At 41.8% G+C, this 16,085-nt stretch carries 12 protein-coding genes; 7 read left to right on the forward strand and 5 right to left on the reverse strand.

All coding sequences use genetic code 11. From position 1 onward, the window contains the following. Positions 1-11: 11 nt before the first annotated feature. On the reverse strand, positions 12-938 hold the full coding sequence (locus ACIR310F_RS0119135; protein ID WP_028085207.1) for an AAA family ATPase: 927 nt from the start codon (positions 936-938) through the stop codon (positions 12-14). A gap of 342 nt (positions 939-1,280) precedes the next feature. On the opposite strand from ACIR310F_RS0119135, the gene ACIR310F_RS0119140 reads away from it, so the two are divergent. After that, positions 1,281-1,685: a helix-turn-helix domain-containing protein gene (locus ACIR310F_RS0119140; protein WP_028085208.1), complete on the forward strand. Its 405-nt coding sequence runs from the start codon at positions 1,281-1,283 to the stop codon at positions 1,683-1,685. Positions 1,686-1,823: 138 nt separating this feature from the next. Here the strand turns inward: ACIR310F_RS0119140 and ACIR310F_RS0119145 are convergent, their stop codons facing one another. Continuing rightward, the gene (locus ACIR310F_RS0119145; protein WP_028085209.1) at positions 1,824-2,624 is read right to left on the reverse strand and encodes a PhzF family phenazine biosynthesis protein; all 801 of its coding nucleotides are present in this window, start codon (positions 2,622-2,624) and stop codon (positions 1,824-1,826) included. Positions 2,625-2,740: 116 nt separating this feature from the next. Then, positions 2,741-3,622, reverse strand: a complete 882-nt coding sequence (locus ACIR310F_RS0119150; RefSeq protein ID WP_028085210.1) for a tetratricopeptide repeat protein — start codon at positions 3,620-3,622, stop codon at positions 2,741-2,743. Positions 3,623-4,108: 486 nt separating this feature from the next. On the opposite strand from ACIR310F_RS0119150, the gene ACIR310F_RS0119155 reads away from it, so the two are divergent. Then, positions 4,109-5,101 carry a hypothetical protein gene (locus ACIR310F_RS0119155; RefSeq protein WP_028085211.1) on the forward strand — a complete coding sequence of 331 codons (993 nt, stop codon included), beginning with the start codon at positions 4,109-4,111 and terminating at the stop codon, positions 5,099-5,101. A gap of 148 nt (positions 5,102-5,249) precedes the next feature. Here the strand turns inward: ACIR310F_RS0119155 and ACIR310F_RS0119160 are convergent, their stop codons facing one another. Together ACIR310F_RS0119160 and hisD are read right to left on the reverse strand one after the other, a co-directional pair. After that, on the reverse strand, positions 5,250-6,419 hold the full coding sequence (locus ACIR310F_RS0119160; RefSeq protein ID WP_028085212.1) for a homocysteine biosynthesis protein: 1,170 nt from the start codon (positions 6,417-6,419) through the stop codon (positions 5,250-5,252). A 132-nt stretch (positions 6,420-6,551) separates the two neighbouring features. Further along, positions 6,552-7,850: a histidinol dehydrogenase gene (gene hisD / locus ACIR310F_RS0119165; protein ID WP_028085213.1), complete on the reverse strand. Its 1,299-nt coding sequence runs from the start codon at positions 7,848-7,850 to the stop codon at positions 6,552-6,554. A 475-nt stretch (positions 7,851-8,325) separates the two neighbouring features. Between hisD and rpsT the strand changes: the two genes are divergently transcribed. From rpsT to ACIR310F_RS0119185, 5 genes are all read left to right on the forward strand, one after another. Further along, on the forward strand, positions 8,326-8,613 hold the full coding sequence (gene rpsT / locus ACIR310F_RS0119170; RefSeq protein ID WP_028085214.1) for a 30S ribosomal protein S20: 288 nt from the start codon (positions 8,326-8,328) through the stop codon (positions 8,611-8,613). Between the two features lie 221 nt (positions 8,614-8,834). Continuing rightward, positions 8,835-9,620, forward strand: coding sequence for a TatD family hydrolase (locus ACIR310F_RS0119175; RefSeq protein WP_028085215.1), 786 nt, complete (start codon positions 8,835-8,837; stop codon positions 9,618-9,620). 447 nt (positions 9,621-10,067) lie between these two features. After that, positions 10,068-10,193 carry a hypothetical protein gene (locus ACIR310F_RS27430; protein ID WP_269208390.1) on the forward strand — a complete coding sequence of 42 codons (126 nt, stop codon included), beginning with the start codon at positions 10,068-10,070 and terminating at the stop codon, positions 10,191-10,193. 126 nt (positions 10,194-10,319) lie between these two features. After that, entirely contained in the window at positions 10,320-13,694 is a 3,375-nt protein-coding gene (gene rpoB / locus ACIR310F_RS0119180; RefSeq protein WP_028085216.1) for a DNA-directed RNA polymerase subunit beta, read from the forward strand. A 277-nt stretch (positions 13,695-13,971) separates the two neighbouring features. Next, complete coding sequence (locus tag ACIR310F_RS0119185; RefSeq protein WP_028085217.1) at positions 13,972-15,864, forward strand: DNA-directed RNA polymerase subunit gamma; 1,893 nt, start codon at positions 13,972-13,974, stop codon at positions 15,862-15,864. Positions 15,865-16,085: the final 221 nt, after the last annotated feature.

Consider the following 16,085-nt stretch of genomic DNA (forward strand, 5'->3'; position numbering starts at 1 on the left):
TCGGAATTAAATTAACTTTCAGTTTCGCAATCAGGAACACCTTCTCTAAACACTCGACTAGCGAGAATATCTGCTGCTTCGATGGTAATTAAATCCTGTTTTTCTAACAGTTTACCACTACTTAATAAACGATTTGCTTGCCGTAAACGCGCTCTATCTATAGCATTACGGACACTTCTAGCATTAGCAAAATGGGGCATGGTCTTCCGTTTAATTAAATATTCGCGGAAGGCTTTTTCAGCATCAGGACTAAAGCAATAGTTTTGTGCTTTGACTATGGATTGGGCAATTACCATTAAATTATCCACGCCATAATCGTTAAATTCAATGTGTAGTCCAATGCGAGAATTCATCCCCGGATTACTATGAAAAAACCTTTCCATGTGGTCTTTATAACCGGCAAGAATGACGACCAAATCATCACGTTGGTTTTCCATTACTTGCATGAGAATTTCTATGGCTTCTAAACCAAAATCTCCCGGATAATCTGGACGGTATAAAGTATAGGCTTCATCAACTAACAAAACGCCACCCATGGCATTATTTAATACTTCTCTAGTTTTCGGTGCAGTTTGCCCCATACCTTGTCCAACTAGATCATCTCGCGTCACTAACATGACATTTTCCTTGCGGATATATTCCAGACGGTAGAGAATTTCTGCCATACGCATTGCTACAGTAGTCTTACCCATACCCGGATTGCCTAGAAATGTCATGTGTAGACTGGGCGCACCTGCATTTAATCCTAAGCCTTTACGAATACGGTCAACCAATAACAAGGCCGCCATCTCTCTAATCTTATTTTTGACGGACTTTAACCCGACTAACTCCTGGTCTAACTTATCGAGAATCTCCTGAATATGAGATTCTTGAAAAGCTGCTTCTAAATCTATTCCCTCATTTTGACCTATTTGTTTTTCTAATAGCTGTTCTGTCATGACTATCACCTTTGCTAATGAATTTTATGATAGCCTGGGGTCGGGAAATATAAAAGAACATAATATTTATATGTCTGATATGTTTTTCTTTATTATCAATTTCTGAATTTAGTCATAGAGAAAACATTATCCATTTTAGCCCACCCCCAATATAGAAATAGCCTAATTTTCTTGTCTGTGTCTTGAAATTAGGATTTATGCTGTTCTCTATTAGTAAATATGTTCTGTAAAAAATCAATACTTTTCCATCTCTAGCACGTAGTCACCAAAAATAGAAAAATTATCTAATGCTATTCCTGTAGCTAGAATTGGATTTAAGCTGTTATTAACATTAAAATCAACATGATTAGTAAATTGACACAACGGTTATTGACTTTGGTACTTGTCTTTATTTCCGCATTTTTCCTATGGGAAATTCCTTTGGCTTCAGCAAATCACTATTTTACTAACTCTGGGGAAATTAAGGATAATATCGAATTATCTGAAAATGATTTTACTCCCCAAGAAAATCAAGCATTACAAGCTATCCGTCAGCGACGAAATAAAGAAATTGCCAGAATTTTAAATTTATCTCAACGTCAGTTACTTGTCTATAAATTACACAATGGCAATAATATTGATCAAGCTTTGGATTCATTAAATCTAAGTTCTGAACAACGAGAATTAGTAAATTCTATAAATGTATTCACTAATTTGAAATTGAAAGGAATTTTTTCCCGTCACGCTTTACTTGACAGTCACAAATAAAGTTAGAATTGGAAAATTGTAAATTATGCCAGTTGTGAGAAATTTCATATTTCTGCAACTGGTAATTAAGTAAATATAAATCTTTGATAATATTGGATCAAATTTCAGGATCTCAAGTCTTAGTTAAATAATTAATCCTTAATTTAGAGTTAATTCTCCTCGCATAACTGTTACAGCTTGTCCAGAGATAAAAACGCGGTTTTTTCCTGGATAATATACTTTTACCACTCCACCTCGACGAGAAGCTTGATAGGCTAAAAACCGATCTTTTCCCAATTTATTCCGCCAAAATGGTGCTAAACAACAATGTGCTGCACCTGTTACCGGGTCTTCATTAATCCCTAAACCGGGAGCAAAAAAGCGGGAGACAAAATCATATTCTGAGTCGGAATTAGCGATGCTAGTGACGATAATATCAGCTTTAGGTAAAGTTCTCATCTGTTGGAAATTCGGCTGCATTTCTCTAACTAATTGTTCAGATTCCACTTCAACTAAATAACCGAGATAATTTTCAAAAACAGATTTATAAGTCACTCCTAAAACTTGACTTAATTCTGGAGGTGCTGTTACAGTTTGAGAGAGATTTACCGGAAAATCCAACTGAATCCAATCATGTTCAAGTTGAGCTATTAATATACCACTTTTTGTATAGAAATGAGCCTCTTGATTTAATAATAAATGTCCTTGAGACCATAATACATGAGCGCTGGCTAAAGTGGCGTGTCCACAGAGAGGAACTTCTACCGTTGGTGTAAACCAGCGCAAATTAAAACCGTCATTTTGTTTCACCAAAAAAGCGGTTTCTGATAAGTTCATTTCTTGAGCGATATTCTGCATCCATAACTCAGATTTGGGACTATCTAAAACACAGACAGCCGCAGGATTTCCCGTGAATGGAATATTAGTAAAAGCGTCAACTTGAGTAATAATTTGGGTCATTTTGGGCTAGGAGTTATAAATCTCTAACAGGATGTTGTAAAAGTAGCATCCCGCAATTTTTACCCGCTGCTATAAGCAGCAGAGAGTTTTCAAAGTCAAAGATAAAAAAGAACAGCTTATGGACTAGCCGTAGGAGATGATGATGATGTAGAATTAGGCTCAGAAACTGCTGCTACCTGATTAATTTCGTCCTTATACTCAGACGGAGCTAAGGCTCTAGCTTTATCAAATAAAGGTTTCGCTTCAGCAAGCTTCCCTTGTTGTTTAAATAGCATCGCCTTTGCTAAAACGGGACGAAAATCTTGAGGATCTTGATTAATTGCTTGATCATACACAGAAATAGCCTGAAGCTCATTCTTCTGAAAAGCGTAGACATTACCTAAAAGGATTTGAATAGCAATTACATCCCCACTGCCAGGCTGAATAGTATTAGCACTCTTCGCAGCCGTTAAGCTTTGTTCTAATAAGCCAATAGCTGCTTCTGGACGCTTTTGATTTAATTGCAAACTGACCATACCCTGTAAAGCCTTCAAATCTGTCGGTTTTGCAGTTAAAATAGTACGATAAGTTTGGGCTGCTCCTTCCTGATCACCAATTTGTTGTTTAGCTTGAGCCAGTAAAACCCCATACTCTGACTTTTGGGGATTAAGTCTAGCAAGTTTTTCCAAAGGTTCAATCACAACTTGAATATCCGTCGGTTTAACTTCCCCTGGGCTTTTTTGACTCAACAACTGTAACCGGGCTTGCAAAAGCCCCTTGAGTGCAGTTTGATTTTCTGGCTCTTTCTGTAAAACTAATTCATAGCCCCGGGCTTGATCTTCTAATTTTGAATTTTGCTGTAATGAAGATCCTTGGTTGTGAGTATTGGCCTGATTCTGTGGTAATAATTGGGGTTTGTTAAATGTTGTAATTATGGGTATAACAGAAACCCCCACAAAAGCAACAACAGCGAAAGCCAAGACTACTCGAACCATCCAGCGATTACGCGATTCAGACACAATATTATTCTACTCCTAAATGTTAACAAAATGTAAGTGTATAGAACCAAAGCCATGCTACACTATCAGCAGATTTTAAATTGTGGATTTATTCTTGATCTAAATCTTAACAATGAAATTAATTACAAATTGCAAAGTTAAAAATTTCCAAAACTTTGCGGAATACGGTCATTTATCTGTGAATTTTATAACAAATAAATATCTATCCTGCTAAAGTAAGTGATGACTTTAGGAAGATCCGTCAGAATTATAGCTATGCTATGCTGCCGATAACCTAGCGTGGCCTTAGCCTCAATGGTTATGAAGAGGCTAAATTACACATTTAGTGTATAAATGTGAGATTTTGCGTAATTCTGTTCATATAAAGCATCAAGCGAAAGGCTAGATTAAAAGGAAATATACTTTGATCAACCACACGCTTGCTCTTTTCTACCTGTCTTTGTCAAATCCTACCAAGGGATAAGTCTTGTGCCGCAAGGAGTTTTTATGAATTCCGACCTGATGCCGTCTTCTCAATCCTCAAATTCCACAGCCTCTAAACAAGGCAGAAAAGAGATTTCACCCCCTGTTAATGCTCATACATTAGCAGACCAACCCTCTCAACTGGAAAATTCTGTCATTGACCTGAGTAAACCCGATGCTAACGGGCATTTAGTTAATCGAGAACAACCAATTCCACCTCCGAGTGAACCAACCCAGTACCGAGCTATTGGCCTAGTTCGCGGGTGCTATCATGCCAGCAGTGAACAGTTTACCCAAGGAACACTGCTGACCAGCGATGGGGTTGAACTTAATGCCGTCCTATTAGGTCGGATTATGAGTTTAGTCAAAAATCACTTAGACCTAGAAAAAGAACATCTATGGGTAGTTTATCCCCGCACCAGACAAGAAAATGACGCATTACACCTGCAAATTGTTGGCGTTTGGGAACCAGAAAATCTGGCGAAAAATGCACTAGATGAACATACCCCAGATGGGATTACTCAAAAGTTAGACAACTCGACAGTAGTTTCTGATCATCTCAAACCCTCGTCAGCTGTTCCTGATGGCGGTTTTTCCGTGCGCGGTGAGGTAGTTTACCAGTCTTTTGATGAAAAGAGTTTGGTTGTGAAAATCAAGCAATCTCCCCGGAAAACTACTGATAAAGCTAAATATTTTAAGTTGAAACTCAAGGGCATATTAACCACCAAAGCCGTCGGTAAGTTCTGGGACTTCAATGTTAAACGGGAATCGGATGTTTTAGTAGTAATTAATGCCGAAGCGATCGCTGATTTACCCAAAAAACGTAGACCGCCATTCAAAGCCGCGTCCCGTGGTGTTGCTAACAGCGGTACTAGAAAACCATTCCCCCCCCGACGCAATGGTGAAGCCCCACGTCCCATTAGAAAGACAGCAGGTGATCCCACGGTTATTACTAAACCTATACCCAAAACCCCCACTCCTATGCCAATTAAGAGGCCTAAGCCGACCGGGGAATAGGTAATTGGTCCGTTGTCCGTTGTCCGTTGTGAAATGATGATTAATGGGTACAGAAACACGGAATTTGCTGAAGAATTTCCCTCTTTGTCTTTCTTCTTGCTTGTTTTTTCTTCTTTCTCATTCGTGACTCTGTGACTTCTGACTCCTTCTAAAACTCTGTCCAACGATCTTGAGGTAAAAAAGAACGCTCCATTGGTATCGAGGCTACTGGTTCAGTTAGGGTAAATATCCCCTCTTTGATCCATTGTTTCAACTCTTGGGCTACTTTTCGGGAAAGAAATAAGCTCGCTAAAGATGCTACTCGTACCGTTCTCCCTTCAATAGTGATGCGTCCAGATTTAAGTTGGGCGTAACTCACTAAACCGAAGGTAGGACGGACACGACGAGGAATGGAAAAATCTACAATTGGTGCTACTAAGTCTCTGTCTTGGACAGCACACCGTTCTATCACTCCCACATTTAAAACTGGTAACGGCACGCCTACACCCATCATCATGGACGGTCCATAGCTTTTAAAGTAACAACCTCGTATCCATCGGGCATCCATCTGTTTGGCATCGCCAATTAACGCTAAAGTGGCTGAAGGCCCAATCGGTGTCCGATTTTCTAACCGCTTTTGCAAGGGGAAATGTTGTGTCCCCTCCCAAGCTACATAACCAATACCCCCAGCTAAAAAAATCTTTGTCCCAATACCAACGATTTGTAAATCGGGGTCATTCAGCAACGGTGACAGCGAACCAGGGTTAGAATAAACTGCATTCCCTAAACGTGGCTGTAACGGTCCTAAATACGTATGCAGTGGGCGATCGCCACCATTTACACCAACAATAAAATTTTGATAAAGATTACGCGGATTAAATAAGTAAAACTGATTGATGGTGTCACGGGTGATAGTGGTTTCAAACGTAGCCCTGGGATAACAATCGGTAACTTGTCCAATAGCACGTACTTGGATAGATTTACCCGCAATTAAATCCTCAATCACATGACCCCCTCCACGTTCTCGCACTTCTTCCCCATCTATGGTGTCAACTGGACAACTAGCACCTAAGTATAAATCCACAGCCCCAAAACCAGAGTATGCTGGTACTCCATCTAACCAGCAACGCCGAATTTTTACGGGTGGATCAGTATGTCCTAAGTTAATAATTGCACCACTTGACTCCATTGGTTCAAATGTACCAGTGGTAATTACATCTACTTCCTTAGCAGCTTTATTAACACCAACTTCTCCAACTCGTGCTTTCAATTCTTCAGCAGTCCAGACTATTGCCCGTTTTTGGCTGATTTTCTCATTAATTTCCGCAATTGTTCGCATTTTTAATTCAGTTGTAGGTTGGGTTTAAAAAAACCCAACATTTCCGTGTTGGGTTACACCTTCGGCACGCTACGTGAACACTCCGTTTTACCCAATCTACAATCTAACAGTATACCCGTGTTGTACCACCTATCACCTCTCATCTACCCTGAATTTAACAGAATCAGCATGGGAAGGTAAACCCTCTGTAGTTGCTAATATGTCAATGGCCAATGCCACCTTTTCTAGTGCGGTTTGCGAGTATTGGATAATACTTGAGTGTTTTAAAAATGTTTCTACCCCTAAAGCCGAAGCATAACGGGCGGCACCAGAAGTAGGTAGGGTATGATTTGGACCTGCCAAATAGTCTCCCACTGCTTCAGGTGTAGAACTACCCATAAAAATTGCCCCTGCATGGCGAATATGGTTAATTAAAGCCCAAGGATCAGCAACTTCTAATTCTAAATGTTCCGGTGCAAACTCGTTAGAAAGTTCCGCTGCGGCAGACAGGGATTCCACCACCACAATTAAACCATAATGGGCGATCGCTTTTTCCGTATCTAGCCGGCGCGGGTGATTTACCAATTGTCTTTCTACCTCGATTTGCACTTTTTTAGCCAAAATAGCATCTGTTGTCAGCAAAATCGCGGCGGCCATAGGATCATGCTCTGCTTGCGCTAACAAGTCCGCAGCTACATACACAGGATTAGCCGTTTCATCAGCAATTATTAGCACTTCGCTAGGACCTGCTAAAGAATCAATACCCACAGTTCCGTAAACTAATTTTTTCGCCAAAGTGACATAAATATTACCCGGTCCTGTAATTACATTTACTTTGGGAATAGTTTCTGTCCCATAAGCCAAAGCCCCAATAGCTTGAGCGCCACCAATTCGGTAAATTTCCTGAACTCCTGCTTCTTGAGCCGCTACCAAAACCGCAGGATTAACCATTTTACCTCCTCTCACCGGTGTCACCATCACCACCCGTGGCACACCCGCTACTTTTGCCGGAATAGCATTCATTAACACTGTACTCGGATAACAAGCCCGACCACCTGGTATATATAAACCCGCACAGTCTACGGGCGTGTAGCGCTTACCTAATACTACCTCATCATCGCCAAATTGTACCCAGCTTTTGGGAACTCGCTGACGGTGAAAAGTCTCTATTTTTTCGCAAGCTAGGCGAATAGAGCGCAGCAAATCCTTAGATACCTGTTGATATGCTGCATCTAATTCTGAGCCTGTTACCTTTAGTTCTTCTGGTTTTAGGGTTTGCTGATCAAATTCCGCTGTATAGTGTAGTACAGCCTTGTCCCCTTGGCGCTTCACCGCTTGCAACACTTCGCGTACTGTTGCTTCTTTGTGAATTACCTGTTCATCCTGGGTGCGTCCACAGATCCTTTGCAGTTCTGCTCTAACGTCAGCTTGCTCAGTAATAATTCGCAGCATGGAGTAATGACAATGCAAAATTTTACAATCTTCTCAAACCAGAACCAGGTTTAGGCTTTTTACTCGCCACTACAGCATGACATCAATAGCAAGTTATTCAAAAATAGCTTAAAAGCTAATTATGTAAGCTTTTTGACCTTTCCTTTGATTCTTCACTTTTGACTCCGCCCTGCCTGACTAGGTTATCAACCTGGATCTGATTCTCTTCTCTAGCTTAACCTGGATTTTTTTTGATACTACTTTATAAAACTCAACCAACTCAGGAAATTTCACACTTCTCCCACAATTAATTCCCGCAATTGCAACCTTTTTTCCTCAATTACTCATTTTACCTTATTTCCCCACTTCTCAATTTCTAGCCCTTCTAGCCAAATAAAAATTTTTTTCTGGAAATTATAACATTGGCGAAAATAATGCTATATTAATTAAATCTAGTAGTGTGTGTACATAATTAATAGTCTTTTTTGGAATTACTGTGGCGAATACAAAGTCTGCTCTTAAACGCGCCCAAATCGCAGAACGTAACCGACTGCGTAATAAAGCATATAAATCAGCCGTAAAGACGCTGATGAAGAAATACTTTAGTTCTGTAGAAGCTTATGCAGCTAATCCGACAACAGAACTCAAGCAGGAAGTAGAAGTAAAAATGTCCGAAGCTTACAGCAAAATTGATAAAGCTGTGAAGAAAGGCGTGCTTCATCCCAACAATGGGGCCAGGAAAAAGTCAAGACTGGCTCACAAACACAAAACCCTCACAGCTTAGTAGGGGCAATCCCCCCGTGGTTGCCCTTAGTAGGGGCAATCCCCCCGTGGTTGCCCTTAGTAGGGGCAATCCCCCCGTGGTTGCCGTGGTTTGTAGGACGAGTGCCAAAATATAACAGAAACCTTATTCTTAGGGGTAACTCGTCAATTACCCCGTGTTCTATTTAGCCAAAGTCCTGGTCGGTTTATCCCTGACCATTGAACATTGACAACTAACAAGCCATGCAACTCGTAGATACCCACGTACACATTAACTTTGACATTTTTCAGCCAGATTTAGCAGCAGTCCGCGCTAGGTGGCAAGCAGCAGGAGTAGTTCGATTGATCCACTCCTGTGTTCACCCGCAAGAATTTGTCAGCATTAGCCAAATAGCAGCCCAGTTCCCCGAACTCAGCTTTGCTGTAGGGCTACATCCTCTAGATGCTGATAAATGGGATCAACAAACAGCTATCCTAATCAAATCTTTGGCCAGTTCTCATTCCCAAGTGGTAGCCATTGGGGAAATGGGCTTGGATTTCTACAAAGCAGATAACTATCAGCATCAACAAGAGGTATTTACATCACAATTGGCCATCGCCTGTGAACTGAATTTACCGGTGATCATCCATTGTCGTGATGCTGCACCAGCAGTGAGGGATATATTGCAAAAATGGCGAGATTTGTATGGGGAAAGGTTACGGGGTGTCATGCACTGTTGGGGAGGGACACCAGAAGAAACTCAATGGTTTCTAGACTTAGGTTTTTATATCAGCTTTAGTGGAACTGTAACATTTAAAAATGCTTTAACTATTAAAGATAGCGCGGCTATGGTGAGTAGTGATAAATTACTCATAGAAACAGATTGCCCCTTTTTGTCACCCGTACCTAAACGCGGTGAAAAACGCAATGAACCCGCTCATGTTTATTATGTAGCGGCGGCCTTAGCCGAACTACGAGGCGAAACAATCGAGGAAATTGCCCAGAAAACCACCGAAAACGCTTGTAAATTATTCGGTCTAGCACTATAGATGACAATCACATTCCCAAGATGAATATTGATTTGACTCATCATACATCTAAAAAATAAAAATGTGCTAAAATTATTTACTCTCAAATATTGAGGTTAAGTCATAATGTATAGAGAAAGGACAACAATTATTAACAAATTCTGTAAATGTAATCGTATTAACTGTAAAATGCCCGTGAATTATTGGTTTTAAGCCCCTGAATCAATCTCAACAATCATGGTTACTTGACAACCAAATCTAAAATCCAAAATTGTCTGTCCATCCACTTAAATCTTCACAAACGGATGCTCTCAATCGCCATTACCCCGTGGTAATAAGTATAGTGGCTAAAAGGGAAAGAACAATTTAGACCCGGTTATGCCGAATACGGTATATCAAACCTATAGAAAATCCTTAAAAGTAATTGTCTGATGCAGACAATCATAGCAATATCAAATCCATAATGCTATGCCCAGTACCACGCTCTACAATCCCACCCTCGCCAAAATCCTCAGTTTTGGGAGATTACAGTCACAGAATACAGTACAAACCATGAAGTGTGAAGTAGAAAAAACTCCCCAACCCAAAGACTAACAGCAGGCTTTTGCCCGCAATTTATAGACTTCATCATTCCCGATTTACATTTTAGCACAAAGCCTAAGTTCAGGCTACACCAACCCAGCTATCAGCAAGTTTAACCAGGTTGACAAAGGTAAAGGCATGACTAACGACAAATATATGGAATCCGCCTTTCTATTACCCGACTTAATTGAAATTCAGCGCTCTAGTTTTCGCTGGTTTCTAGAAGAAGGGCTAATAGAAGAACTGAACTCCTTTAGTCCAATTACAGACTACACTGGCAAACTAGAACTGCACTTTTTAGGAAATAATTACAAACTCAAAGAGCCTAAGTACAGCGTTGAAGAATCTAAGCGTAGAGATAGCACTTATGCAGTACAGATGTATGTTCCTACCCGTCTGCTGAACAAAGAAACAGGAGACATTAAAGAACAGGAAGTATTTATTGGCGATTTGCCCTTGATGACAGATAGAGGCACATTTATTATCAACGGAGCAGAGCGGGTTATAGTCAATCAAATTGTGCGATCGCCTGGAGTTTACTATAAATCAGAAATAGATAAAAACGGACGGCGGACTTATTCTGCCAGCTTAATACCTAACCGGGGCGCGTGGCTCAAATTTGAAACAGATCGTAACGACCTAGTTTGGGTACGGATAGACAAAACCCGGAAACTATCAGCCCAGGTACTTCTGAAAGCACTAGGACTATCAGATAATGAAATATTTGATGCCTTGCGTCATCCAGAATACTTTCAAAAAACCATAGAAAAAGAAGGGCAATTTTCCGAAGAAGAAGCCCTAATGGAATTATATCGGAAACTTCGCCCCGGTGAACCACCCACAGTTTTAGGTGGACAACAACTTTTAGACTCCCGCTTCTTTGATCCTAAACGCTATGATCTGGGAAAAGTTGGTCGTTATAAACTTAACAAAAAACTCCGTCTTTCTGCCCCCGACACCATGCGCGTCCTCACCTCTGGGGACATCCTAGCGGCCATTGATTACCTGATTAACCTAGAATTTGATATTGGTAGCATAGATGACATTGATCACCTCGGAAATCGTCGAGTTAGAAGCGTAGGTGAATTACTGCAAAACCAAGTCAGAGTAGGTTTAAACCGCTTAGAAAGAATTATTCGAGAACGGATGACAGTATCCGACGCCGAAGTTCTCACCCCCGCATCCTTGGTTAACCCCAAACCATTAGTAGCAGCCATTAAAGAGTTCTTTGGTTCAAGCCAACTCAGTCAGTTCATGGACCAAACCAACCCCCTAGCGGAATTGACCCATAAACGCCGCCTGAGTGCCTTGGGACCTGGAGGTTTAACTAGAGAAAGAGCCGGGTTTGCGGTGCGAGACATCCATCCCAGTCACTACGGGCGGATTTGTCCCATTGAAACACCAGAAGGACCAAACGCTGGACTGATTGGTTCATTGGCTACCCATGCCCGCGTTAACCAGTATGGGTTTCTGGAAACACCCTTTAGACCAGTAGAAAACGGTAAGGTTCTTTTTGATGTTCCTCCGGTGTACATGACGGCAGATGAAGAGGACGATCTTCGCACTGCTACTGGCGATGTTCCCTTGGATGAAAACGGTTACATCAAGGGACCTCAAGTACCCGTTCGCTATCGCCAAGACTGGACAACCACAGGACCGGAACAAGTAGATTATGTAGCCGTTTCTCCCGTGCAAATTGTCTCAGTTGCTACTAGCATGATTCCCTTCTTGGAACATGACGATGCTAACCGGGCGCTAATGGGTTCTAATATGCAGCGCCAAGCCGTACCGTTGTTGAAACCAGAACGCCCTTTAGTAGGAACAGGTTTAGAAGCACAAGCGGCGAGAGATTCTGGGATGGTAATAGTTTCCCGCACGGATGGGGAAGTGGTGTATGTGGATGCTACGGAAATTCGTGTCCGGGTGAGTAGTCAATGGTCGGTAATTAGTGGTCAGTCATCATTGGCGGAAAAACGAACAACAGATAATGAACAATTGACGACTGATAAACCTCAAGAAATTAGATACAACCTTTCTAAATATCAACGTTCTAACCAAGACACTTGTTTAAACCAAAAACCATTGGTGAGAATTGGGGAGAAGGTGGTGGCAGGTCAGGTGTTGGCAGATGGTTCTTCTACGGAAGGGGGAGAACTGGCCTTAGGGCAAAATATTGTTGTGGCCTATATGCCCTGGGAAGGTTACAACTATGAGGATGCGATTCTGATTTCTGAACGTTTGGTACAGGAAGATATTTATACTTCTATCCATATTGAGAAGTATGAAATTGAGGCTAGACAAACTAAGCTCGGACCGGAGGAAATTACTAGGGAAATTCCTAATGTGGGTGAGGATGCTCTTAGACAATTAGATGAGCAGGGTATTATCCGCATCGGGGCTTGGGTTGATGCGGGTGATATTCTGGTGGGTAAGGTCACTCCTAAAGGTGAATCAGATCAACCACCTGAGGAAAAACTGCTGCGGGCTATCTTCGGTGAAAAGGCTCGTGATGTCCGTGATAATTCCCTACGAGTTCCCAATGGTGAAAAAGGCCGAGTGGTTGATGTGCGGCTGTTTACCAGAGAACAAGGTGATGAGTTACCACCGGGGGCGAATATGGTGGTTAGGGTTTATGTGGCTCAAAAGCGCAAGATCCAAGTTGGGGATAAGATGGCTGGAAGACATGGTAATAAGGGTATTATTTCCCGGATCCTGCCGGCAGAGGATATGCCTTATTTGGCGGACGGTTCACCGGTGGATATTGTTCTCAATCCTTTGGGTGTACCTAGTCGGATGAATGTGGGTCAGGTGTTTGAATGTCTTTTGGGTTGGGCTGGACATAATCTAGGGGTGCGGTTTAAGGTGACTCCTTTTGATGAAATGTATGGAGAGGAAACTTCTCGGCGTTTGGTGCATGGCAAACTTCAGGAAGCTAGGGACGAAACGGGTAGAGATTGGGTATATAACCCAGAAAATTGCGGCAAAATTATGGTTTATGATGGTCGCACTGGCGAACCTTTTGACCGTGCTGTTACTGTGGGGGTAGCATATATGCTTAAACTTGTGCATTTGGTTGATGACAAGATTCACGCCCGCTCTACTGGACCCTATTCTCTGGTTACTCAACAACCTTTGGGCGGTAAGGCGCAACAGGGTGGACAAAGATTTGGAGAAATGGAAGTTTGGGCTTTGGAGGCTTTTGGGGCTGCTTATACTTTGCAGGAATTATTGACGGTGAAGTCTGATGATATGCAGGGACGTAATGAGGCTTTAAATGCGATCGTTAAGGGTAAGGCTATTCCCCGTCCTGGTACTCCAGAATCTTTTAAGGTATTAATGCGAGAGTTGCAATCTTTGGGTTTAGATATTGCGGTTCATAAGGTAGAAACCCAAGTTGATGGTAGTTCTTTGGATGTAGAGGTAGACTTAATGGCTGATTTAGCTCCCCGTCGTACTCCACCCAGACCGGTTTATGAGTCGCTTTCCTATGAGTCACTAGAAGATGATGATTAGTCATTAAGAGGTAAGAGGGAAGAGGTAAGAGTAAATCACCTACCTTTTTCCTCTTGTGTTAAGCAATCCAAAATCTAAAATCCAAAATCCAAAATAGGGAAACCGGAATCTAAATAATCTAAAATCCAAAATCCAAAATCCAAAATCCAAAATAGGGAAACTGGATTCCAAATAATCTAAAATCCAAAATCCAAAATCCAAAATCCAAAATCCAAAATAGGGAAACTGGATTCCAAATAATCTAAAACCGAAAATCTAAAATCCAAAATCCAAAATTATGAGACCCCCCCAATCTAATCAATTTGACTATGTGAAAATTGGTATAGCTTCACCAGAGCGTATTCGCAAGTGGGGTGAACGCACTTTACCTAATGGACAGATAGTAGGTGAAGTAACAAAACCAGAAACTATTAATTACCGCACTCTGAAGCCAGAAATGGACGGCTTGTTCTGTGAACGCATTTTTGGACCGGCTAAGGACTGGGAGTGTCACTGTGGTAAATATAAACGGGTTCGCCATAGAGGTATAGTTTGCGAGCGCTGTGGTGTAGAAGTAACCGAGTCTCGTGTTCGTCGTCACAGAATGGGCTTTATTAAACTAGCTGCTCCTGTGGCTCATGTTTGGTATCTCAAGGGTATTCCTAGTTATATTGCTATTCTCTTGGATATGCCACTGCGAGATGTGGAGCAGATTGTTTATTTCAATTCTTACTGTGTGTTACGACCGGGTAATGCGGATACTTTGACTTATAAACAACTGCTGAGTGAGGACCAATGGCTAGAAATTGAGGATGCTATCTATAGTGAAGATTCTCAGTTAGAGGGTGTGGAAGTGGGTATTGGTGCAGAGGCACTATTACGACTTTTGGCGGATATTAATTTAGAGCAGGAGGCGGAGGCTTTACGAGAGGAAATTATTGGCGCTAAGGGACAAAAACGAGCGAAGTTGATTAAACGTTTGCGGGTGATTGATAATTTCATTGCTACTGGTTCTAAGCCGGAGTGGATGGTTTTAGAGGTGATTCCGGTGATTCCTCCAGATTTACGTCCTATGGTACAGCTAGATGGAGGTAGGTTTGCTACTAGTGATTTGAATGATTTGTACCGTCGGGTGATTAATCGTAATAATCGTTTGTCTAGACTTCAGGAAATATTAGCGCCAGAAATCATTGTCCGTAACGAGAAACGGATGTTACAGGAAGCTGTTGATGCTTTGATTGACAATGGCCGTCGTGGGAGAACGGTGGTGGGTGCTAATAATCGTCCGCTGAAGTCTTTGTCGGATATTATTGAGGGTAAACAGGGACGGTTTAGACAAAACCTGTTGGGTAAACGGGTAGATTATTCTGGACGTTCTGTGATTGTGGTTGGACCTAATTTAAAAATTCACCAATGCGGACTACCCAGAGAAATGGCTATTGAGTTGTTTCAGCCTTTTGTGATTAATCGTTTGATTCGTTCGGGTATGGTGAATAATATCAAGGCGGCGAAAAAGTTGATTGCTCGTAATGACCCCTGTGTTTGGGAGGTGTTGCAAGAGGTGATTGAAGGACACCCGGTGATGTTAAACCGAGCGCCAACGTTGCACAGGTTGGGGATTCAAGCTTTTGAACCGATTTTGGTGGAAGGTAGAGCTATTCAATTACATCCTTTGGTTTGTCCGGCTTTTAATGCTGACTTTGACGGCGACCAAATGGCGGTTCATGTGCCTTTGTCTTTGGAAAGTCAGGCGGAGGCGCGGTTGTTGATGTTGGCTTGTAATAATATTTTGTCCCCGGCTACGGGTAGGCCTATTGTTACACCTAGTCAAGATATGGTGTTAGGGGCGTATTATTTGACGGCGGAAAATCCCCAGGCTACTAAGGGAGCGGGTAAATATTTTTCATCTTTGGATGATGTGATTATGGCTTATGAAGCCCAGCAGGTGGATCTTCATGCTTATATTTATGTACGTTTTGATGGGGAAATTGATTCGGGAGAACCAGATTCTGAACCTTTGGAAGTTATAGAGGATAGGGATGAACTGGGGAAACTGAGGGGAAGGACACTAAAGTATAAATTCCGTCGTATCCGTGAAGATGCCCAAGGAAATTTAATTTCTCAATATATTTATACGACTCCTGGAAGGGCGATTTATAACAAGGCAATTCAGGAAGCGATAGATGCTTAATTAGTCAGTTGTCAGTGGTCAGTGGTCAGTGGTCAGTAGCAAAACAACGGACAAAGGACAACTAACAACCAACAACCAACAAAGGACATCGGTGGTCAGTGGTCAGTAGCAAAACAACGGACAACGGACAACGGACAACGGACAACGGACAACTGACAACGGACAACGGACAACGGACAACGGACAACGGACAACGGACAACGGACAACGGACAACGGACA

The sequence above is a fragment of the Dolichospermum circinale AWQC310F genome (genome assembly GCF_000426925.1).
GTDB classification, from domain to species: Bacteria; Cyanobacteriota; Cyanobacteriia; order Cyanobacteriales; family Nostocaceae; genus Dolichospermum; species Dolichospermum circinale.